A 21,752-nucleotide genomic window follows, 5' to 3' on the forward strand; every position below is an offset into this window, starting at 1 on the left:
GTCGATCCTTCCCACCAAGCTGAGCTCGGCGTGTCGAACCAAGGACCGGATCAACCGTTATTCAGACAGTCCCGGATCGGGGCGTTCGCCGACAAGACCCTCGTCCACGAAGGACAGTGCACCAAGGTCGACCCGGACTCCGATCCGGCGGTGGTGGGGTTGCTCGGGTGCGGGGTGATGGCCGGGCTCGGTGCGGCGATGAACACCGGGAACGTTTCCCGCGGGGATTCCGTCGCCGTGATCGGGTGCGGCGGTGTCGGTGATGCTGCGATCGCCGGGGCCCGCCTGGCGGGGGCGTCGACGATCATCGCCGTCGACCGCGACAAGAAAAAACTCGACTGGGCTCTCGAACTCGGGGCCACCCACACTGTCGATGCCTCGCAGGTCGATGCGGTCGAGGCCATCCAGGAGCTCACCGGTGGGTTCGGGGCCGATGTGGTCATCGATGCCGTCGGCCGCCCGGAAACCTGGAAGCAGGCGTTCTACGCCCGCGATCTCGCCGGGACGGTCGTCCTCGTCGGGGTGCCGACGCCGGAGATGACGGTGGAGATGCCGTTGATCGATTTCTTTTCCCGGGGTGGGTCGTTGAAGTCGTCGTGGTACGGCGATTGTCTGCCGGAGCGTGATTTTCCGATGTTGGTCGATCTGTACGAGCAGGGCCGGTTGCCGCTCGAGAAGTTCGTGACCGAACGGATCGGTCTGGGTGATATCGAGGGGGCGTTCGAGAAGATGCATCAGGGCACGGTGCTGCGTTCGGTGGTGGTCCTGTGAGCGGGCAGTTGCGGGTCGAGAAGGTCGTCACGTCGGGGACGTTCGCGCTCGATGGTGGCGAGTGGGAGGTCGACAACAACATCTGGTTGGTCGGTGACGACGACGAGGTGGTGATCGTCGATGCTGCGCATACGGCCGGTCCGATCGTCGATGCGGTCGCCGGTCGGCACGTGCGGGCGATCGTGTGTACGCATGGTCACAACGATCATGTGACGGTCGCGCCGCAGTTGTCGGGGGAGTTGGATGCGCCGATTCTGTTGCATCCGGCCGATGATGTGTTGTGGGAGCAGACGCATCCGGGCATCGGGCATTCGGTGCTCGAGGACGGTCAGCGGATCTCGGTCGCGGGGACGGAGATCGTGGCGTTGCATACTCCCGGTCATTCGCCGGGGTCGAGTTGTCTGTATCTGCCCGAGGCCGGTCAGTTGTTCTCGGGGGACACGTTGTTCTCCGGTGGGCCCGGGGCGACGGGGCGGTCGTATTCGGATTTCCCGACGATCATCGGCTCGATCCGGGATCGGTTGTTCGCGTTGCCCGCCGAGACCCGGGTCAACACCGGGCACGGAGACGGAACGAGTATCGGGGACGAGTCCCCGCACCTCGAAGAATGGATTCAACGGGAAAGCTGACGCGGTTGCAGTCGGAGGGATAGAGGTCGCCGGAAGCAGCGATGGGCGGCGACTCCTTTCCAGTCGGTGAGCGCCTTCTTGGAGCACTGGGTGGCCAACCACGCGACCTGTTGATCGTATAAACGGGTGTCCGTCGTCGCCGTGGGTGAACCGACGGGACAGGTTTGATCAGATCGTCACCCGCCCAGAACCGCCGGATCTCCGAATCAAAGAATGGACAGTTCCCGGATATGCTTTTCCCAGTCTATGGGATTGTGGCGCAACATGATTCGAGACGGCCCTCGTCGGCGAATGTCGCTTGCACCAACGCGCGTTGGCGCAGCCGTAACGAGCGATTGCCGCGCTCCTGAGGCGGTGCGGACATGAATTGGTTCGATCGTGACCACGCTGACCGGTGGTGTAATTGCGCCATCGACCGTCGCCAGTGACACCCGTCAACCCGCAGACGCTTCAGGTTCGCGGCAAGCGCCCGCAGCGACTGTGCCCGATCCGGTCGGCCTTTCAGCCCGGTACCGTCGCATCTGTGACACCGAGAATGAGCACGGTGAGCGGTTACAGCTACCAGTGGTCGCTGTTCGTCGACTGGTGCGCCGCGGCCGACGTCGAGGCGCTACCCGCCTCGCCGGTCACGCTGGCCGAATTCTTGGCCGAGAACCCCGCCGGCGACGCGGTTCAGTTGCGTCGGGTTTCCGCAATCAACCGCGCTCACCTCGACGCCGGCCAGCCCGCTCCCGGACGCATCACCTCGCTCCGGATCGCACTGGATTCGGCACGTAGGGACCGAACGACTCGGCGTGCTGCGCAGGACCAGGTCATCGCGGCTGGACTGCCGACCTCCGGATCAACTGCTGCACTGTTCGGCCGACGCGACGCCGTTCTTCTCGTTTTTGCCGGAGCGGGCTTGTCCTACAGGGCTATTGCAGAACTGGACCGCACAGACATCACCACCGACGGCGACACTGTGTGGATCGAGGGCAGGCACCGGATCCGCATAGCCCCCGACCACGTCACCGAATTCGAGCCAGCGCTGATATGGAACAGATGGCGCACGGTCCTACAATTCTCCGACCGCTACCCGTCGACGACGCTGCTGGCAGAACATCTGCAGCGCAACACGCTTCCCGATATGACCGCGTTACCTCACTGCCCGGGTCCGGTCGCGGTGCCGATCGACCGGTGGGGCCACCTGCCCTTACCGGTCACAGCGATGACAGCCGCTGAGGTCGGAGCGGTGATCACGGGGCACCGCACCGGTGCTTCTCCACTGCACACCCCGCGTCGCCCCACCATCAGACCGTCCGACGATACCGATCGGAGTGACCCGATCGCCGCGCCGGAGCCGGTACTTGCGGAGCTCGACTCCGGGTACTACCGCTCGGGTGTCGAGGCACGTCGCCGCGCCCACACGGCGTTGGCCGATGTACCGGACATGGTCGACGACGTCGAGGACCGCATCGAGCAACTCCTCGAACGCACCCTGCAACTCCTCGACTCATCCGCCAGCTGCAGAAGCACCTGACACGGCCGGCTCGAGATCCGGCGCATCGAGACCCACCCGACGCGCAACTGATCCACGCAGGAATCCGATACAGGCCCCGTCACCACGATGAGAGCCGAGCGCCTGAGCTCGACGACGGCGACGGCGACGGATGACGTGTGCCTACGGGCTCAGGCTCGACATCCCATGAATCGTCAATATCTCTTGACGGTGCTGTAGCGAATCTCCGCCGATCAGCCGGCATCGACGCGCAAAGGTGTCGCTGCACTCCTTCCGCGCCGGGTCGGCTTGTTCACGTAGAGCGCCTCGATCTCCGCCGAGCCGTTCGTCCTATCAGATTGTATTCACAAATATAAGAGTTTTTCTAATACACATGCATACGATCCGATAGTCTATTGGCATGGAGTACGGACTGAACCCCTTCACACCAGGGTCTGGCACCCGGCCACCCGAACTCGTTGGACGCACCGCCGAGCTCGAACGTTTCGACTTGTTGATCGCGCGGGCGAAACAGCGGCGCTACGACCGCGGTTTGATGCTGCAGGGACTTCGGGGGGTCGGCAAGACCACTCTCCTGGCGACCATGGCGGACCAGGCTCGCCGCCACAATTGGGTGGTGGTCGAGGTCGAAGCCCAGACCAGTGTGGAAGGTGCCGAAGCCCTGAGACGGCGCATCGCGAAAGATATCTCACGCGCTGTCCGTCGTCGTCAGTTCGCCGGCCCGGTAGCGAACAAGATCCGGCAGCTGACCGAAGAGTTCTCGGTGTCCGCCACCGCGTTCGGTGTCGGCGTCGAACTCGCTCGCTCATCCGGTACCGAGAAGCCGACCCTGGGGGTCGAATTCGAGGACCTCGTCGAAGATCTCACCGAGGAACTCCGCAAGGACGGAACCGCACTGGGGCTGTTCATCGACGAGATGCAGGAACTCGAGCCGGCGCTCCTGCAGGTGATCCTGGCTACCCAGCACCGTGCAGCTCAGCGTGAATGGCCGTTTTTCGTATGTGGCGCAGGCCTGCCCAACCTCGCGCAAGCGTTGGCCGATGCGCGGTCGTACGCCGAGCGTCAGTTCGACTACAGGACCATCGGTCCGCTCGCCGACGATCAGGCTCGCGATGCGATCGTCACACCCATCACCAGGCTGAACCAGGCCATCTCTGTCGAAGCGACCGACTACGTCGTCGCGGCGAGCGACGGATACCCGTACTTTCTTCAGGTGTTCGGTCACGAGCTCTGGCAGGCTGCCCAACAGTCCCCGTTCACACTGGCCGACGCCGAGGACGCCGTGGACACCGGCCACGCTTCGCTCGATTCCGGCTTCTACAGTTCGAGGTGGCTACGGGCCACCGAAGCAGAAAAGCGCTATTTGGTTGCCATTGCACGCAGCGGAACCGATACTCCGCGGACGGCAGCCCTCGCCGAGGCCCTCGGGTCGAACCCGCAGTCGATGGCACCGCACCGTGACTCCTGCATACGCAAAGGTCTCATCTGGTCCCCGGCCCGCGGCCTGGTTGCCTTCACCGTCCCCGGGATGGCGGACTTCATCCGCCGCCAACCCAACGCACCGATCATCTGATCTCGACACGAACGTCGGACTGGGTCGAATCGAGCATGTAGACGGGTTGTGCAGCACCGGCATCACACAGCGACGTCGGTGTACGAATCCAGTTCGGTCCACCACTGCAGCGTGCAACCGCGCGGTGGGCGGGTGAGAGCAAGCGATGCTAAAAAGCCCGGCGCTCACGGTCTGCCGTAGATGGGTGACCGGTATACAAATGCGTTAGAACGGGTCTGGTGGGCCGGTATCCATCACGGCGAGGATGTAGTCGTGATCGGGCGGGTCGGCCGGGTGATCGTCAGCAATCGCGAACAACGCCCGATCCGGCTCGGGCGGGGTGCGTGCCTCCTCCCGCGCTGCGAGCCATTCTCGCCAGACGATGCGTTCGGCGCGGTGGCGCACGATGCGGGCACGAACGGCCGATGTGAGGCCGTGACGATGGCCGATGTCGTCGAGTTCGACCGGCCCGACACCGATGTGGGCGTTCTCGACCGTCAGTAGACCGGCGACGCGCAGATCCAACAGGGCCTCGTATCCGCTGGTGCGTCCGACCCCGATTGCGGTGAACAACTCGTCCGGCGTGAGGGGTTCTGCTGCGGCGACGACTGCGTCGTAGAGGACGCGGTGACGCCAGCCGATAACGCTCCACGCCGGATGTACGGACTCGACCTCTGCTGGCCCTGACGAAGTGTCGATCCATGTCGCTCGTCCCGCGTATGTAGGTACCAATGCGTACCGGTCGGGGTTCTGACCTACCCCACGCTCGATCAGCAACACCGGGGAGCCCTCCATGTCCCGCAGCCGCTCCAGAACTGACCACACCGTAGTTTCCGGGAGCATGCCGGCGGCGATGGACAGTGACCGCCCGCCGACACCGACAGTGGGAACACCTTCGACTATCTGCCCTGACACTGCCGCAGCCCACGCCAAGGCTTGAACGACTGCATGAGTAGTCCATCGATCTCGCCGATGAAGAAACTCAGAAGCGACCCAGGTTTGAGCGTGGGTAAGCCATGAACGAAGTACCGGATCGTAGGTACCCCCTGTGTGCTTTTGCTTGTGCCCGGTATCCCGGACTGGATCGGGAAGGGTGGATGCGGCCCAGTCGAGAGCGCGGGCAGCGTCGCGGCGGATAGCGCGTTCGGGTTCGGCGTAGCGGGCGTACGCGGCACGCACACCCGCCCAGGCAGGTCCGGAGACGCGGGTCAGGATGTCGGCGGTGCTGGCACCAGAGAGGACGGCGTGGGTGATGACGGACTGGCGTGCTTCCGAGCGTGAGGGCCAGCGGCGGGTGTCGATGCGGCCGGTGCGGGCGAAGTCGAGGACGCAGCGCGGCGGCGGGGCGGAGCGGCAGAAACGCGGATGCAACCGAGCGTCATCACTACTGCCGAGGACGCGTTCTGCCGACGTCTCGGCTCGGATGTGGGCGTCGATCGGGCTGGTGACCGTGCGGCCCGTTCCTCCGAGCAGTGCTTCGAGCCGCTGGAGTGTGCCGGCATCGGACCCGACGGTCAGGATGTCGGACGCTGCCGCAGGGTCGAGGTCGACGAGAGTGCGGTAGCCACCTTCTTTGCACTGCGAGCCCGGCACGGTGATGCATCCGCTTTTGTGGTTGGTCATCGGTGTGATGTCCAACGTGGGAAGTCGCGCTGAGAGAAGGCGCAACAACGGCCGGATCTCGTCGGCGGTGACCGTTTTTCCCGGTGCCAGTGGTATCAGCACGTGTCGGCCGCCGCTGGTCGATTCGTCGACTACTGCGCGGCCACCGCAGTCGGACAACCACGCCTGCAGACGCGTCACGTCAGCGGCAACGGAGGCGTGGCCGTGGTGTTTGGTGTCGAAGTCCAAGGCAACGACGCCGGCGCGCCCACGTGAGAACAACGGCACAGCTGCTGGCAGTGCCGGCCTTTTGACCGTCAGCGGCCCCGCGGACACGTATTTACGCGTCGTCGGGTCGTATAGCCTCATCGATCGGCGGGCAGCAATGGCCGGTGCGAATCGATGCCACAGCCGGTCCGCAGTCGCATCCGGATGGACGACACGAGCATTCAATCTTGTACCTACTTCAGGGCACGATGTACCCTGAGACATGTCCGCCAAGACAGTCCCTTCGGGGAAGAGCACCACAGAACGAGTTGCGAGCTAGTCACTCGCTTCTCTGACTTCAGAAGCCCTCGGCCCGCACGCCGGGGGTTTTTGTCATTTCAAGGTGCTGCGTAGATTTAGTTGGACTAAGACCCGAATGTCGATTCAGGTCGAGACGGCTACGCAGTCAAGGGCAGTACCCCCTGTTCATGCGCGCGATTTAGTTCGCGCGCAAGATCTTCGCGGTCGCTGGCAATCGCGATCAGATCAGCGACGTATTGACTCAGAGATGTCGCGCCAGCCGAGCTTCGCTGCGCCTTGAGCGTGTCAATCAGCTCCGACGGCAGTCGGACAGTCAGCGACGTCCGGTCACCCTTACTGGGCATCGGCATGGCACGGCCTCCTTCGTCTACTTCCGCGGTCCCAACCGGTGTCTATCCTGAACCAGAATCATTTTCGAAGCGTTGAGACACGCCGAGAAAGTCATCAGGAATTACACCTCTGTCATTCAAACGTCTTCATGCGTTGACCGGTCCGCACTCGCAGCAGGCGTCACATAATGGCCGTCGACCAGTGTCTGTCGACGTGGGGGACACTATCTGGCATGGAGATCGCCCACACCATCTCGAAGACTCTGCCTCACCCGCGTTACCGACTGCCGTTTGCCGGAGACATCGTTGGCCTCGATACGGCCAAGCCTGTTCAAAAAGAGATGGCGATGGCCTCTGAGCTCGGGGGGATCTACGAACGCAAGATTTTTGGTCACCGGCTCGTGGTGGTCTCGGACCCGGAGCTTGTCGCGGAAGTGAACGACGAGAAGTACTGGGCAAAATTTCTTGCCCTGCCACATCGCAAGCTACGCGCCATCGGCGAAGACGGTCTGTTCACTGCGTTCAACTCGGAGCCGAACTGGCATCGCGCGCATGCTGTGCTGGGGCCGGCGTTCAGCAAAGGGGCCATGCGCGGTTACCACGACGCCATGCAGGAATCAGTCAACGAACTTCTGACCTCGTGGGATAGCGGATCGGGTCCGGTAGACGCCTACGACGAGTGCTCCAAACTGACCTTCGACGTGATTGGGCGTTGCGCCCTGTCGCATGATTTCGGCTCGTTTCGCCAGCCCGTACCCTTTGCGGACGCCATCGCTCGCGTCCTTCACTATGTGAACAAGTCATCGAACGATGTGCCGATCATCCGCTCTGTCTTAGGACGAAGGGCGACGAGGCAGCACGATGAGGACCTCCAGTTCATACGCCACACTGTGGACTCCCTGATCGAACAGCGAATGGCCCAGCCTGATTCCAGCAAAACGTCTCCGGATCTGCTCGAACATATGCTCAATACGTCAGACCCCGATACGGGCGAGAGACTGACACTGGAGAACATCCGGAATCAGATCATCACTTTTTTAATCGCGGGGAACGAGACAACAGCATCGACCATCGCCTTTGCGTTGCATTTCCTGAGCACCCGGCCCGATGAGATGCAGCGGATACGGGCCGAAGTCGATGCCGTCGCTCCTGATGGCACCGACATCGAGTTCGAGAATGTGCCCAAGCTGCGACGGACACGACATGTCGTCGACGAAACTCTCCGCCTGTGGCCCGCTGCACCCGGTTACTTCCGCAAGGCACGTGAGCGCGGAGCAACTTCGCTGGGCGGGTATGAGGTGCCCGAGGGATGGGTTTTTGTTCTCCTTCCACAGCTGCATCGCTCACCGGAGTGGGGGCCAGAGGCACACACCTTCGACCCCGACCGGTTCGCCACAGGGCAGGCCAGCGACACCAACCGCCGTATATACAAGCCTTGGGGTACTGGTCTGCGAGCGTGTATCGGTCGCCAATTCGCCTTACACGAGGCGGTGCTTGCGTTGGCGTCCATCGCTCGTCGGTACGAGATTCGGGCAGACCCCGATTACCAGCTCGACGTGCGAGAAGCCGTGACAATGAGGCCACATGGCGTCAGACTTTCTGTTTCGCGGCGGCCGTGACTGTACCGTCGTCGGTCTAGGTCGATCAGGAAGGGGAACCTGTGGACATCGTGAATAGCTGGCACCTGGTGGAAACCTTGGTTCCAGGACAGATGACAGTCATCAGTACTGGGGGGAAGGTCCGAGATTGGACCAAAATCGATCGCTTGTCACCTGGGCCTGAGTTCGATCTGCATGGTTTTCTGGAACTCACACGCAGTTCTTGCGCCGAGCAAGATGTGCTCTTCAAAGGCCGTCGGCGTGAAGCTCGCATTCGCGCAGTACCAGTTCTGGGGCCGTCAGGGGAAACCCACGGCATACAGGTCTGGGTGGGGGACCCGGAGGTCGAACCCGATCCTGTGCGCATCGTTTCCGGAATAGCCTGGCTACTCGAACGCACCGTCATCGAGCAGACGGTCGAGGCTTCCGCGATGTCCGGCGTCTCTGCTGCTGATCACGTGCCGGAACGAACCCCGGCTGAGTACAACGCCAAGGCCGTCAAATTCGATGGGTCCGAGGAGTTGTTCGCCCAGGCGCTGGTCCCTACCCACGGTCAGAAGTGGGAGGGCCCGATGTCCGTTCTCCACGCAGATGGCCGAATCATGCGTTGGCATTGCTGGGGGAGGGGGAGAACTGACCCTCCCAACGTCGGCCTCAGGCTGCTATGGCACGACGTGACAGATGCAACGGAACCCGACAAGCCGACGTTGGCTGAGCTGGGAATGCCGAGCGGCCTCGAGAGCGGTGGCACACGCATCGCTGTATTCGACGGCCGAACCGGGATTTTGACGATGTGGTTACCGGAAGCTCCAACCTGGGTGAAATGGCGTGACCTCACGAGCGGCTGCGGCGTGTTGCACGACGACGACCGAGCGACACTGTCGGATGCTCTAGAAAAGTGGACTCACGATGCGTCACCTGTGTCAGCTGATGTCCGCGTCCGTGCAATCGACGGCGGCGACGCGACCGGCTGGAAGTGGCAGCAAACCCGACTCGAACTACGGCCCTACCCTGGACAGCTTGGTGACCGGCTGGTCCTTGCGGTGCTCCCCGCGCTACAACCTTCCGAGCAGGTGCTCGAGGTTCCCACTACGTAACTGATCGTGATAGCTTCGCCCTCGGCACCTTCCGCTCTTCCCGAAGAGTTGAAGATTTCCTGTCGGCCGCATGGCCCTCAGACGCAGCCTTTGAGCACCACGTGGAACACATTTCACGTGGCTAACAAGCACGCGTCTTGGAGCCAGAATGTCGATCCAGAGTCAGGTCCCCAGTCAGGCCGGTTCGCCCCGTGGCCGCTTCCGCACACGCTCGTATGCCTCGCTGACCCGTTGCGCCGGGTACCCCAGCGCTTCCGCTATCTGGCGGGCGGCCGGCGCGCTCAGCTTGCTCTGCCCGCGCTCGAGCGCCCCGATGTACTGGCTACTGACGCCGATTTCGCTCGCGAGCATCCCTTGGGTCAGCCCCCTGGATATTCGCAGATCACCGAGGTATTCCTCGTCCTCCGGCACTGAGACGAAATCGCTGATCTCGCTGCCGAATTCCTTAGCGCATCGAGCAAGAGTGTCTATGCGGGGATGGGACTGGCCTCGCTCCCACTGTGAGTACGTCGTCAAAGCCACTCCGAGAACGCGCGCAACCTCGGCACCACTCAGCTTGAGTTCAATTCGTCGTGCCCGCAGCTTGTCAGGTGCGAAACCACGCAACCGACGCCTCACCGATGGAACCTCACGAGAGGACACGATGCCACTTGTCCCAATTCGGTAGCACATAAAGCATGTTTCGATGCTAGTGTATAGACACAGTTGTTTAGACGATGCGATTGCGGTTCGCCCCTGGGCGTCGACAGAGCAAGATTCGGCTTACAGGCGCACACCGCATCAACCGCAGCGTCTACGCATCACTGATACGCCAAAGGAAGCGAGAAGCCAACTGGCACAGATTGACTCGAATTAGCAGACTCCAGATGCGCCGTGATTGGTCGTCCCGAAACGCATCCGGAGTCCCCTCCACCTACAGAACAAAGCCCCAATATCGGGCCCAACTTGTATCCGCAGGGGCTCTCCCAGCCTATGCGGATCTAGCAGAACCGCAATCGGATCGGAGACACCTATGACATCTGTCGCGCAACCGCGAACGTTACATCCGGGCTCCACCTGCAATCCCGGCACCGCCCTCTGTCCCTCGGTCAACGACCGTGTTGCGGGCCTGGCCGTGTGTTCGCTCCCAGCCGTGCCCCACCACAGTCACCACAGGCTGCTCTGCGAAGAGACGGGCGCGGTGATTGGTGAATGGACTGACGCCAATGCGACGTTCCTGGAACCACTTCCACGGTCTCCGCTGTTCAGCCACGTGGCCTAGTCCCCCTCAATCTCGACTGACGCCTGAAGAGGCGTCAGTCGCGAGGGTCTACGCGGCGAACTCACTGCACTGAGGCTCCCGTGTAGCCCCTCAGTTGGTGGACCGGCGTGAGGGTCGCGTGGTGACGCTTCGACCTCATCGTGTGCCGAACTGCGCGACCCCGCCGGGACATCGACCACATTCCACAACTCCACTGACAGAAAGGAATACGACCGATGCCTTGGATCTTCTCGCAGCTTTGGTTCTGGCTCGGCCTGCTGGGCTGAGCGCTCGTGGATGCCAGCGTGCAACGGACGCACGCTGGCATCCACTCCCAAGGCATCACCCATCGTCCGCGCTGGGGGATCACCCGAAGGCTGACCCTCGTTTTCGGTCGTTCTCCCAGCGCGGACGGTGGTGGTTCCACCATCAACCACTCCTGTCACACCCGCCCGACACCGCTGCATCGCAGCGACTTACGAAAGGCACCACCACACATGTCTCCCCAGCAAGGAATTGGCGGACGTCACCGCCGCCGCAGAGAACGGGCACTCGTTCTCACTGCCGTGCCCGTCGCCGTCGCACTGGTATGGGGCACCGCAACCGCACACGCGGCACCGCAGGACTTCGTGACCGCACCCGACACCGCCCAGTCCGGAACTACCGACACCACCCCCGTCGCGCCGCCGCCGGCCCCGACCCAGGAACGCCAGTTCCTGCCCGGCTACCAGGCCTCACCTCAGGTGCAGCAGTCCCAGTGGCGTAGCTACGACGACTACCGGTCCGGCAACCAGCAGTCCTCGTACCAGAACACCTACTACGAGCCTGCTCCCGCGCCGCAGGCCGCGCCGACCGACGCACCGCCCGCCTTGCAGGCGGCCCCGCCGCCCCCGCCGCCGGTTCCGACTGTGCAGCGCAAGGTCATTGCACCGATCGACGCACCCGAGGGTTACGTCCTCGTCGGCGGCGAGCTCGTGCCGTACGACCCGAACCTGCTCGACCCGAACCTGGTCGAGCAGTTCAACAACACCGGAGCCGCAATCCAGGCAGACGGCGGAAACTGGCTCGTGGACAACGGATTCGCCGACGCATCCCGCGCCGACCGTATCGCGGCGGGCACCATCACCGGCGTCGTCGCAGGCGGCGCTGTCGGCCTTGCCGCTTCCGTGGCCCCTGCCGCAGTGATCACCGGCACCGCAGCCGCCATCGGCGGCGGACTCGGCGTCGCAGCCACCACCGGCACCGGAGCCATCGTCTGGGGCGGACCGGTCGGATGGGTCTTCATCCCCGGCGCAGCCGCACTCGCAGGCGCAGGAGTCGGCGCTGCCCTCTCGGCACCGATCGTGCTGGGCCTGACCGGCACAGGTGCAGTCATCGGCGGCATCCTCGGTGCCACCGTCCTCGGCGGCGAGCAGCAGCTCATCGAAGAACCCGCACCGCTTCCGGCACCCGAAAGCATTCCGGCGGCCCCTGCTGCACCCCTGACCGTCGATTCCCCCAGCGTGCAGAACGCCATCGACACCACCGTCGACCAGATCCAGGGCAGCCTCAACCTCGCCCCGGCCGACGTCGACCAGGCCGCCACGGCGGTCCAGGGGTGGACCGAACCCGCCTACGAGCAGGTCCAACAGTTCACCTCGACGGTGCTCGAGCAGCCTGCCGTGGCGGACACCGTAGCGGCGGTCAACACCGCCGCCGCGCCCGTTCTCGACCAGGCGAAAGCAGCACTGGCGGGTCTGAACCTCGCGATCTGACCTCCGGGTGCAGCCCGACCTCTGGTGGCCGGGCTGTATCCGGAGGTTCGACCCCGTTCGTTCCTCACCTCGACCCTTGGAAAGGCCTGTTGTGGCACCTCGAGACCGCACCACCGACGCCGACACCCACCACGGCACCGACGACTGGTTCGCCGACCCGGTCGTTGCCGAGACCGAGACTGCCGCAGCAGCTTCCGACCATCCAACCGAGCGCAGACTGACAGTACTGACCGAGCACCAGTCCGCCGACACCGATCCGGACGACGACTGGTTCGTCGAGCACCCTACCGACGACATCGCTGTGGACCACCCTGACCGTGGCCCCGCATCCCAGCCAACGGATGCATACGGCTCCTTCGACGAACGGACCTCTCTACTTCGCGCTGGAGGCCCCTACACCGCACCCAGACCGGCTCCACAGTCATGGTGGCGACGCCACCGCTCCGCCGTCGCCGTCACGACCGCACTCGCGGTCCTGATCGGTGGAGTAGTGGGAGCCGGGCTGGTGCTCACCGGATTCGGCGACGAACCGCAACCAACGCCCGTACTGCTTCCCGACGAGATCGTCACCACCACAGCAGCTCCGACCTCGACCGCTCCTGCGGCGGCCGGTGCGGCCGCAGCCGATGTCACCTGGTGCCGGGGCCAGGCTGACGGTGACCCGGTCACCGAAGACAGTGACGACCCCGGTGCGGTGGCGATCTGGCGGTTCGAGAAGGCCTTCTACTTCGACCGCGACGGGGCCGCTGCCCGCGCCGCAGGTGCACCCGATGCGGTGATGGCGTCCGCGCAGCGCCTCCAGTCAGGGATCGACCAGCTCGAACCCGATATCGAGTTCTGTGTCCTGGCCGACCCGATCGACGCCGGGATCTACGACGTCACCGTCGTCGAGCGCGGGCCCGGCATCGACGGGCGCATGAGTCGCCAACGGATCACTACCACCAAGCAGCAGGACGGCACGACGCTCATCTCCGCCATCGTCTCCCGCTGACCCCCATGACCAGGCACATCCGCTGGATCCCACCGAAGAAGAGAGAAGCCGTGCACACACCCATCGACCAGGTTCGCCGCCTGACCGTGCGCCTGCTCGCCGCCACCGCCGCAGTGACCATCGTGGTCTCCGCGAGCGGTGTCGCGGCCGCGCAGCCGTCCGCGACACCCACCCCACCGGACACTGACAGCGGGGACTGCCCGGTGCTGCATCTCGTGGTGGTCCCCGGTACCACCGAGATCGACGAGAACTCCTCTCCCGACGCCGATTCCGGCTTCTTCTCCCGGCTGACCGTGCCCGCAATGCGCGATGCGAACTCCGGTGACGGGCCCGCTCTAGAACGCAGCTACGTCCCGTACCCGGCAAGTTTCGGCGGCAAGCCAGGGGACCGCTCCGCCGTTCCGTACGCCCAGTCCGTCGACATCGGCGTCGAGAACACCACCAAGATGATCTCCGACATCGCCGAACGCTGCCCCGGCACGAAGGTCTTCCTCTCCGGCTACTCCCAGGGCGGCGAGGTCGCCTCCCAGGTCACCCGCGAAATCGGAGCAGGAACCGGACCCGTCGACGCCGAGCACTTCGCCGGCGCAGCACTGTTCTCCGACCCCACCCGCGCCGAAGGCGAAGACGTCATCGCCAGCGGGGGATCGACCCCCGCTCCGGCACCGGGAACGAGCGGCGCAGCCGTGGACACCGTCCAACTCGCCCCGGCCGTCGCCGCAGCCGCCCCCGCAGGCGGCGGTATCGCACCGACACCGAAGATCGCCGGATTCGGCGCAGTCTCCGACCGGGTCGCCTCGTACTGCACCGCAGGCGATCTCGCGTGCGACACCCCTATCGACGCCCCCGCGGCCAAGCTCGTTGCCTCCATCGCCGGACAGTCCTCGATGGACACCCGCGACCCCGTCCGGATCCTCACCGACGTCTCCACCGCCGTCGGACGTACCGCGCTGATGACCGGTGCGTCGGTGATCAACGACAACATCGACTTCGATTCCAAGGCTGGACGATTCGAGGTCAACTCGTCATCGGAGACCGTGCTGTCGAAGATGGCGAAGTACTCCGACCCCTCCGCCACCTCGACCGACGAGATGATCGACGAAGCGGTCGGCGCGGTCACCAAGATCGCCGGTATGGCTATCGGCGCGGCGATCACCGTCGCCAAGGACGTCATCACCCCCGAGACCATCGGCCAGCTCGCCACCGTCGGGCTCACCAACCCACCCGCAGCTCTGGGCATACTCGCCACCAAAGTGCTGTCCTCGGCGGTCAAGCTCGTGCCCCCGGCGACGATCGACTCGGCCGTCGACGTCGCGTTCCAGGAAGTGTCGAACACCATCGACGAGAACGCCGGTCTCGCGCAGCTCGTCACCGACACCTCGTACTGGAACACCGCAACCAAACACGGCTCCTACGACAGTGTTCCGGTCGGATCCAAGGGTGAGACCCCCGTCGAGCTGACCGTGCGGTGGATCGTCGCGCTCGCCGCAGACCTGACCGGCGATCAGAGCCTCGCCGACAAGGTCGGGGCAGTGATCAAACAAGGCGCGTCGCTGTTCGCCACCACCGACACCGTCCGCAGTGCCGGAAGCATCCTCGCCGCCCACGCCACCGTCGGAGCAACCGGCACCGCCACGACGACCACAGCGGCCACCACGACGACCCCCTCTGTTTCTGCCGCTGTGCCGACCACCGTCTCACCAACCACCACTCGGTGACCGAGAACGCCGGAGAAGGAGGTGCGCCCGAGATGGCCGCACAACCAGCTGAGCACCATGACTATTACCGAGACGACGACTTGTCGGTCACCCCGGCAGGGCTGCGGACACCGCCGCCCGAACGCCGAGCACCGATTCACGACGACCCGGTCGCAGTCCACGGTCGCCCGCCCGTGATGTGGCTCCTCGCCGCTCACGGGCGCTCCGGCGCAGGCACACTCGCCCAGATCTGGGCCCCGGCGGGCGATGCCCGCCGGGGCTGGCCCGCCGCCGACCGGCACCGCAATGTCGTCGTCGTCTGCCGCACCGATCGCGCCGGCCTCGACGCCGCGCACGACCTGCTCCTGCAATCGGCCGCCGGCCTGACCGGTGGCTGCACTCTCCTCGGACTGGTCCTGGTACCCGACGCCCCCGGCCCACTCCCCAAGACCCTGCGCCGATGGGCGGACGTCGTCGCCTCCGCAGCACCAGCGGTGTGGCGAGTCCCGTACGTCGAGGATCTGCGCACCCACAGACAGAACGAACTCGCGATCTGGACCCCCACCGAACCCGACCCACCCCCACCCGGGCGGATGCGGGCTCCCGCCCCTTCTACGACCAGCCCACACCACGACCTCGCCGTGATCGGACGGGAAATCTTCACCGCCGCCCGCATCGCCTCAGGCCACTGAACCACACCCACCTTTCACCAACACCTAAGGAGCACACCATGATCACCAGTCTCGCCGCGTCGGCCACCGAGGTTCTGGCGCAGAACATCGGCGACGTCAGCCCCACCGCACCCGGTGGTGGGGCCGGCGACAAGATCCTCGAGCTGCTGTCCTGGCTGAGTTGGATCTGCATCATCGGTGCCGTCGGCGGTCTGACGGTCTGCGGCGCAAAACTGGCCGTCGCCAAAGTCTCGGGCGGTAACGAAAACGGCGCCGGACTGGTGTGGGGATTGGCGGGATCTATCCTCATCGGCGCGGCAGCCGGCCTGGTCAACATGCTCGTCCTATGACCGCCTTGAACTGGACCTTGTGGGGCATGGTGGTGTGCACAGTAGGACTGGCGCGCCACCGCACCATCTCCGGGCGCAGCTCCGAATCCATTGTGGCCCAGACGGACACGAAACGAATGTTGTTGCACGGGCTGGCGATATCGCTCGGCGTCGGTGCCCCCGCCGTTGCCGGGGTGATCCTGCTATGACCATCGTGCTCGCTCAACCACCGACCGAGCCGGTCGAATGGCCCGACGAGGTCTGGCAGCCGATCATGGAAGGCCTGTCGTGGCTGCTCTGGTTCGCCATCATCACCTGCATCGCAGCACTGTTCGTGTGCGGGGCGATGTTCGTCAACCAACGCAAATCCACCGGCACTCAAGTCGTCGAGGACGCCACCCTGGCCCGAATCCTGATCTGCGCCGCCATCATCGGCTCCGCATCCGGAATCGCCAAAGCCGTCCTCGCCTGACAAACCCACATTCGCTGCGCCCGAACTGCATTCGACCCGAAAGGCTTCACCTGATGACCGTCTCCCGCACACTCCGGATCGCCGCGACAGCGGCGACCGTCCTCGCACTCACTGCGTGCGGATCCGGCAACGACGACACACCGACCGCCACCCCGGACGCAACACCCGATCTGCGCTCCGCCCCGGCCGAGCTGACCTGGCGCGAGGTAGCAGGGGTATCGGTGCCGACCTCACGGGTCGACGGGCCCTTCGCTGGAACATCGGTGAACCGCAGCGGATATTCCCAGACACCACAGGGGGCGGTGCTGGCCGCGATCAACGGTCAGACAGCACTTGCCGTCGCCGACGACCGCGCGTGGCCGGAAGTGGTGAACACCGTCACTGCACCCGGACCCGGGCGCGACGAGTTCGCGGCCGCACGCGCCGCCGTCACCGTCTCCGGATCGGTCCCGGCCGACACTGCACCGAAGTTCGTCGGGTTCGAGGTCACCGACTACTCCAGTGATCCGCTTTCGGCGGGGGTGTCGGTGGCACAAACCATCGGGACTGGAACCGACTTGTTTTCCTATCCTGTCGCGCTGCAATGGATCAACGGCGATTGGCGGATCGTGCTACCCACTTCCGAGGAAAACATCGACGCCATCGAGATCGACAACCTCGACGGCTACACCACATTGGAGCGCACCCCATGAACCGTCGGCTACGTACCGTCCTGATCACCGTTGCTGCGATCGTCGTCATCGCCATCATCGGCGCGATCGTGTTCATCATCCCGAACATGAACGACGACGACACCCCGACGACCACCGCTGGTCCACCGCCGACGACAGCAGCACCTACCCCCGGTGACTCCGAGCTCGACACCGGCGCGGAAGGCTTCGGTGTTCCCGACGCGGACCTGTCCGGGCGCACTGTGATGGTCCCGAACAACCCTGCCGGCCAACCATTGCCGCAGCGTGAGCCGACCGGCCCGCGTGTCGAATGCACCAATGACGGCCGACCGGTGACGTCCCCAGAGTCGATGATGATCCAACGCAACTTCGGTGTCTCGACCCTGTACTCCGAAACGGATGGGCCGTCGTACATCGACGGGCTGGTCCTCGCCGGCTACACCCGCACCCCGCAGGGAGCGGCTTTGGCCGCCGCCAACATCCTGCCTCGCACACTCGCGGGAGGACAGGTTGCTATCGAGGCAGGCGACAAGCTGATCTTGAACGGCAGCGACGTCGTCGGCCAGGACGCACGAGCAGTCGAAGAGAACCGGCCGATCAATACCGGCACTGTGGCACTGCGGGCACCGGTTGCATTCAAAATCCTCTCCTGCACGGATACTTTCACCGTCGTCGAACTCGCCATGATTCGTGACGTCGACGACAGCGGCCAGCGCATGCAATCACCGGTCTACGGAGGCCTGCGACTGAACATGGTGTGGGACCAGGGCACATGGAAAGCCCGGGAAGCCACCGGACCCGCATCATTCGGCCCGTACAACTCGCTCGACGGTTTCACCCGGTGGGCACTGTGACGCGCGCAGCGGCCATCGCCGCCCGCGCGATCCTCATCGCGCTACTGTCGCTGATCGCCGTCGTCGGGGCCAGCGGGCTCGCCCACGCTCAAGACCCCACCCCCGCCCCAGCACCGAATCTGACCGAGCAGATCAACCCCGACGCCGACGGCAACGACTTTCAGCAGCAACGCCGCGAATGCCTGGCCGACGGATCGGATGCGATCGTCGAAGGCGGGCTTGCTGACAAATTCCTGGACGCGGTCGGCGGACGCGATGCCGCCGACCAGTTCTTCTGCTTGGACTCAGCCTTCAGCGATCATCCCGGTGACGCGTTCTCCACCGCCGTCGACTCCACACTCTCGACATTCTGGGGCGACCCGGTCGGGGACTTCGCCAAATCGGTGATGGAAGGCAACACCCAAGCATTCCGATCGGTGATGACGTTCTGGATGTCCTCCGGCATACCGGGCCTCGCGGCGGAGAACGCGATGTCGGGCCTACGCAACATCATCTCCGGGTTCACCGTCGTCGCCTTGTTCGCCTCCATCATCATCGCGATGATCAAGCTCGCGATCGCCCGCAAACAAGCGGTGATGGAAGGGGCCACCGAGACCGCGACCATGTTGGTCCGCACCGTCGTCACCGTGTCACTTCTGCCAATTCTGGTGTTGATGTTCCACCAAGGCGGCGACATCGCCTCGGCATACGCGCTGGAGAAATTCGTCGGCGGCAACCTCGACGAGAAGATCACTGCCATCACCGCATTCGACGACAAGACCGGCCTCGGCCCGATCCTCGCGCTCGCCTGCGCGGGATTCGCATTCCTCGGTTCGGTAGCGCAGCTCATCGCACTGCTGATCCGTGAGGCCGTGCTGTGCGTCGTCGTCGCCGTCATCCCGCTCGCCGCAGCAGCGTCGGCCACCGGCACCGGTCGCAGCTCCTACAAGTCGATGATCGCCTTCACTCTCGGCGCTCTCCTGTTCAAGCCGGTCGCGACGCTGCTGTACCTGTTCGCGTTCTGGGCGTCCTCGGCGTCGAGCTCGGATCAGATCGCGACCGTCATCATCGGCTCGGTCCTCCTGGCCGTCGTCGGATTCTGCCTACCCACCTTGATCAAGATCGTCGCGCCCGCAGCAGAATCCATCTCCGCCGGTGGGCGGGAAGTAGGAGCGCTCGGCGCAGCAGGAGGCGCAGTGATGGGGGCCGGCGGAATGGCGGCATCCCGCGCCCTCGGGGCAGCGGCGAACACCGTCGCCGGATCGTCCGGTGGCGGCGGCAAAGGTGGTTCCTCAGGCGGAAACGGCACAGGCGCGCGTTCCACCCCCGGTTTTCAGGGCCGCTACAACGGAGGATCGAGTCCCTCGCACGCGGGCGCATCGTCTGGGCCGATGGGCGCAGCCCGCAGAGCCGGTTCGGCCGCAGCATCGGCAGGTCGCACAGCATCCTCGGCAGGCCTACGCGGGGCGGCAGGGGCACTCAAGACCGCAGGCACAGTCGGCCGCACCGCGGGCTCGGTCTCGACCGCTCTCGGCTCTGCTGCAGAAGGCGCAGTCGGCAACTACCACGGACGGATCCAACGATGACGCAACATAATTCACCGCACGCACCCAAGCGCGCTGTCTTCATCTTCGACCCGCACGCACACAAGGGCACCGTCAAAACCTTCTTCGACCCGCGCACCATCGCCCTCACCTCCGACACTCGCCTTCGCCGCGCACCGGACTGGCGACAGCACGCCGCCGAATTCGCACCCGCCATCGGAGTGAGAACCCCTACCGGGCAACAGCCACCCGCCGCCCACACCTGGGGGACCGCCGAGCAGTGCGCATGGTGGCAGAACATCAGCGCACGTACTGCTGCCCTGGCATCGATCGCCGTGGTCGTCAGCGCAGCCGTCGCGGGGGCGGCAGTGATCGCGCGCGGTGACCTCCGATGACCGCGCAGCTCGAAGCCCCGTACGAACCACCGATCTACTCGGCAGGTAACCGGCCGCAAAGCACGTTCGCATTCGGACTACCGACGAAGGTCATCGCCTACGGCGCAGGATTTTTCGCAGTCTCGTTCGCGGTCCTGATCTTCGGCAACTTCGTCGTCGGACTCGCGCTGATGGGCGTCGGCGCACTCGTTCTCGCCCCTTTGGTCATCGCCCCGAACGGCCGAACCCTCTACGAGACAGGACAACTGAGAATGCAATGGCTGCGGCGCAAGCACATCGACAAATCCACCGAGTACCACGCCGGACCGCACTCGAGGATCCCCGGTGGCCGCTACAAACTCCCCGGCCTGCTCGCCCGCACCAAGGTCTACATGGGAATCGACCGACACGGCAACGAATTCGGGATGATCCACAACCCCGACGATCACCGCTACACCGTCATCTTCGACGCCCTTCCCGGCGGCGACGAAGCGATCGTCCAGCGCGACAAGGACCTCTACACCGCCGACTGGGGCGTCTACCTCGCCGACCTCGGCCTGCCCGGCGACATCGTCGGTGCCGTGGTGGTGGTGGAGAACATTCCCGCGACCGGGCTGCGATTGGCGCGGCGAGCCGAACACGAACTTGTCCCCACCGCACCGCCCTTGGCGGCGTCGTTCGTCGAGCAGTCCGCCGTCCGGATGCCCTCGGGTCGGCACCGCACCCTGGCACGACTGTCGATCACCTTCCGCGCTACCACCCGCGAGCGACAGAAGGACCCCGAAGAGATGGCCACCGAACTGGCCCGCCGCCTGCCGGATCTGTACGAGTCGCTCTCCGGTGCCGGGATCGATGCCCAGCCGATGACCGCCGCCGAAATCACCGCGGCCGTGCACCGCTCCTACAACCCCTCGACCGAGAACGACTTCGAGGAACTCGAGGTCTCCGGTCTCGATCACGGCGTCGACTGGGACGACGCAGGCCCCGGCCGCGCCAAGACCGAATGGGGACACTACCGCCACGACGGCGGAGTCTCGGTCGTCTGGGAGATGGCCGCACCACCGGAATCGGTATTCACCGACACCGTCCTCAAACCGCTCCTGCAGCCGCACGACGACCTCCCACGCAAGCGCCTCACTCTCGTCTACCGCCCCTACACCGCCGGGGACGCCGCGAAGAAGGTCGACAAGCAACACCGAGACGCCCTGCACGCGATCAACTCTCGCGGAAACAAGATCACCTCCGCCGGGTCGGAGAAGCGCCACGAGATCGCCGAGCAGGCCCGCCGCGAAATGGTCTCCGGCGCCGGATACGAACGCTATTCGGCACTGCTGACCATCACCGTCGGATCGGTCGACGAGATCGCCAACGCCGCCGCCGTCACCGAATCCCTCGCCGCCCGATCCCGGCTGCGACTGCGCCGCGCGTTCGCCTTCCAAGACGCCGCGTTCGTCGCCGGTCTCGGCGTCGGAGTGCTGCTACCCGATCAGATCTCCACCTCGATCCTGGTGCGCCGCAGCTAGACACTGCTCGCCCCCACCGGCCCCCACTCTGCGTGAGAAAGAGACTCCC

General features: G+C 64.8%; 21 protein-coding genes. 18 read left to right on the forward strand and 3 right to left on the reverse strand.

The window, feature by feature from the left end:
* The 4 genes from R4P47_RS15550 to R4P47_RS15565 form a co-directional block, all read left to right on the forward strand.
* A partial coding sequence (locus R4P47_RS15550) for a zinc-binding dehydrogenase (protein WP_317785112.1) occupies positions 1-771 on the forward strand: 771 nt, incomplete at its 5' end.
* The gene (locus R4P47_RS15555) at positions 768-1,400 is read left to right on the forward strand and encodes an MBL fold metallo-hydrolase (RefSeq protein WP_317785113.1); all 633 of its coding nucleotides are present in this window, start codon (positions 768-770) and stop codon (positions 1,398-1,400) included. The genes R4P47_RS15550 and R4P47_RS15555, both read left to right, overlap by 4 nt.
* Before the next feature lie 535 nt (positions 1,401-1,935).
* Positions 1,936-2,919 carry a hypothetical protein gene (locus tag R4P47_RS15560; protein ID WP_317785193.1) on the forward strand — a complete coding sequence of 328 codons (984 nt, stop codon included), beginning with the start codon at positions 1,936-1,938 and terminating at the stop codon, positions 2,917-2,919.
* Between the two features lie 379 nt (positions 2,920-3,298).
* Entirely contained in the window at positions 3,299-4,471 is a 1,173-nt protein-coding gene (locus tag R4P47_RS15565; protein ID WP_317785114.1) for an ATP-binding protein, read from the forward strand.
* Positions 4,472-4,675: 204 nt separating this feature from the next.
* Here R4P47_RS15565 and R4P47_RS15570 read toward each other — a convergent pair whose 3' ends face one another.
* Together R4P47_RS15570 and R4P47_RS15575 are read right to left on the reverse strand one after the other, a co-directional pair.
* Positions 4,676-6,421 carry a bifunctional DNA primase/polymerase gene (locus R4P47_RS15570; protein WP_317785115.1) on the reverse strand — a complete coding sequence of 582 codons (1,746 nt, stop codon included), beginning with the start codon at positions 6,419-6,421 and terminating at the stop codon, positions 4,676-4,678.
* A gap of 296 nt (positions 6,422-6,717) precedes the next feature.
* Complete coding sequence (locus R4P47_RS15575) at positions 6,718-6,930, reverse strand: hypothetical protein (RefSeq protein ID WP_032370879.1); 213 nt, start codon at positions 6,928-6,930, stop codon at positions 6,718-6,720.
* Positions 6,931-7,142: 212 nt separating this feature from the next.
* Between R4P47_RS15575 and R4P47_RS15580 the strand changes: the two genes are divergently transcribed.
* Positions 7,143-8,528, forward strand: a complete 1,386-nt coding sequence (locus R4P47_RS15580) for a cytochrome P450 (RefSeq protein ID WP_317785116.1) — start codon at positions 7,143-7,145, stop codon at positions 8,526-8,528.
* 41 nt (positions 8,529-8,569) lie between these two features.
* The gene (locus R4P47_RS15585; RefSeq protein WP_317785117.1) at positions 8,570-9,604 is read left to right on the forward strand and encodes a GAF domain-containing protein; all 1,035 of its coding nucleotides are present in this window, start codon (positions 8,570-8,572) and stop codon (positions 9,602-9,604) included.
* Positions 9,605-9,778: 174 nt separating this feature from the next.
* Here the strand turns inward: R4P47_RS15585 and R4P47_RS15590 are convergent, their stop codons facing one another.
* Entirely contained in the window at positions 9,779-10,276 is a 498-nt protein-coding gene (locus R4P47_RS15590) for a helix-turn-helix transcriptional regulator (protein ID WP_094685989.1), read from the reverse strand.
* A gap of 1,065 nt (positions 10,277-11,341) precedes the next feature.
* On the opposite strand from R4P47_RS15590, the gene R4P47_RS15595 reads away from it, so the two are divergent.
* From R4P47_RS15595 to R4P47_RS15650, 12 genes are all read left to right on the forward strand, one after another.
* On the forward strand, positions 11,342-12,598 hold the full coding sequence (locus R4P47_RS15595) for a hypothetical protein (RefSeq protein WP_317785118.1): 1,257 nt from the start codon (positions 11,342-11,344) through the stop codon (positions 12,596-12,598).
* Positions 12,599-12,689: 91 nt separating this feature from the next.
* Positions 12,690-13,589 (forward strand): hypothetical protein, encoded by a 900-nt coding sequence (locus tag R4P47_RS15600; protein ID WP_317785119.1) that lies wholly within the window; start codon positions 12,690-12,692, stop codon positions 13,587-13,589.
* A 5-nt stretch (positions 13,590-13,594) separates the two neighbouring features.
* Positions 13,595-15,307: a cutinase family protein gene (locus tag R4P47_RS15605; protein WP_317785120.1), complete on the forward strand. Its 1,713-nt coding sequence runs from the start codon at positions 13,595-13,597 to the stop codon at positions 15,305-15,307.
* 32 nt (positions 15,308-15,339) lie between these two features.
* Positions 15,340-15,978 carry a DUF6668 family protein gene (locus R4P47_RS15610; protein ID WP_094721985.1) on the forward strand — a complete coding sequence of 213 codons (639 nt, stop codon included), beginning with the start codon at positions 15,340-15,342 and terminating at the stop codon, positions 15,976-15,978.
* Positions 15,979-16,016: 38 nt separating this feature from the next.
* A complete protein-coding gene (locus tag R4P47_RS15615; protein WP_094721958.1) occupies positions 16,017-16,307 on the forward strand; it encodes a hypothetical protein in 291 nt (96 codons plus the stop codon).
* Positions 16,304-16,495: a hypothetical protein gene (locus tag R4P47_RS15620; RefSeq protein ID WP_317785121.1), complete on the forward strand. Its 192-nt coding sequence runs from the start codon at positions 16,304-16,306 to the stop codon at positions 16,493-16,495. The genes R4P47_RS15615 and R4P47_RS15620 overlap by 4 nt, the downstream gene beginning before the upstream one ends.
* The gene (locus R4P47_RS15625; RefSeq protein WP_094721955.1) at positions 16,492-16,758 is read left to right on the forward strand and encodes a hypothetical protein; all 267 of its coding nucleotides are present in this window, start codon (positions 16,492-16,494) and stop codon (positions 16,756-16,758) included. The genes R4P47_RS15620 and R4P47_RS15625 overlap by 4 nt, the downstream gene beginning before the upstream one ends.
* Positions 16,759-16,811: 53 nt before the next feature.
* Positions 16,812-17,450 (forward strand): hypothetical protein, encoded by a 639-nt coding sequence (locus R4P47_RS15630; protein ID WP_317785122.1) that lies wholly within the window; start codon positions 16,812-16,814, stop codon positions 17,448-17,450.
* Positions 17,447-18,283, forward strand: coding sequence for a hypothetical protein (locus R4P47_RS15635; protein WP_317785123.1), 837 nt, complete (start codon positions 17,447-17,449; stop codon positions 18,281-18,283). The genes R4P47_RS15630 and R4P47_RS15635 overlap by 4 nt, the downstream gene beginning before the upstream one ends.
* On the forward strand, positions 18,271-19,848 hold the full coding sequence (locus tag R4P47_RS15640; protein WP_317785124.1) for a hypothetical protein: 1,578 nt from the start codon (positions 18,271-18,273) through the stop codon (positions 19,846-19,848). The genes R4P47_RS15635 and R4P47_RS15640 overlap by 13 nt, the downstream gene beginning before the upstream one ends.
* Positions 19,845-20,201 carry a hypothetical protein gene (locus R4P47_RS15645; RefSeq protein ID WP_317785125.1) on the forward strand — a complete coding sequence of 119 codons (357 nt, stop codon included), beginning with the start codon at positions 19,845-19,847 and terminating at the stop codon, positions 20,199-20,201. The genes R4P47_RS15640 and R4P47_RS15645 overlap by 4 nt, the downstream gene beginning before the upstream one ends.
* The gene (locus tag R4P47_RS15650; protein WP_317785126.1) at positions 20,198-21,703 is read left to right on the forward strand and encodes an SCO6880 family protein; all 1,506 of its coding nucleotides are present in this window, start codon (positions 20,198-20,200) and stop codon (positions 21,701-21,703) included. The genes R4P47_RS15645 and R4P47_RS15650 overlap by 4 nt, the downstream gene beginning before the upstream one ends.
* Positions 21,704-21,752: the final 49 nt, after the last annotated feature.

It is taken from the genome of Rhodococcus sp. IEGM 1370 (assembly GCF_033142325.1).
Taxonomy (GTDB): Bacteria; Actinomycetota; Actinomycetes; order Mycobacteriales; family Mycobacteriaceae; genus Rhodococcoides.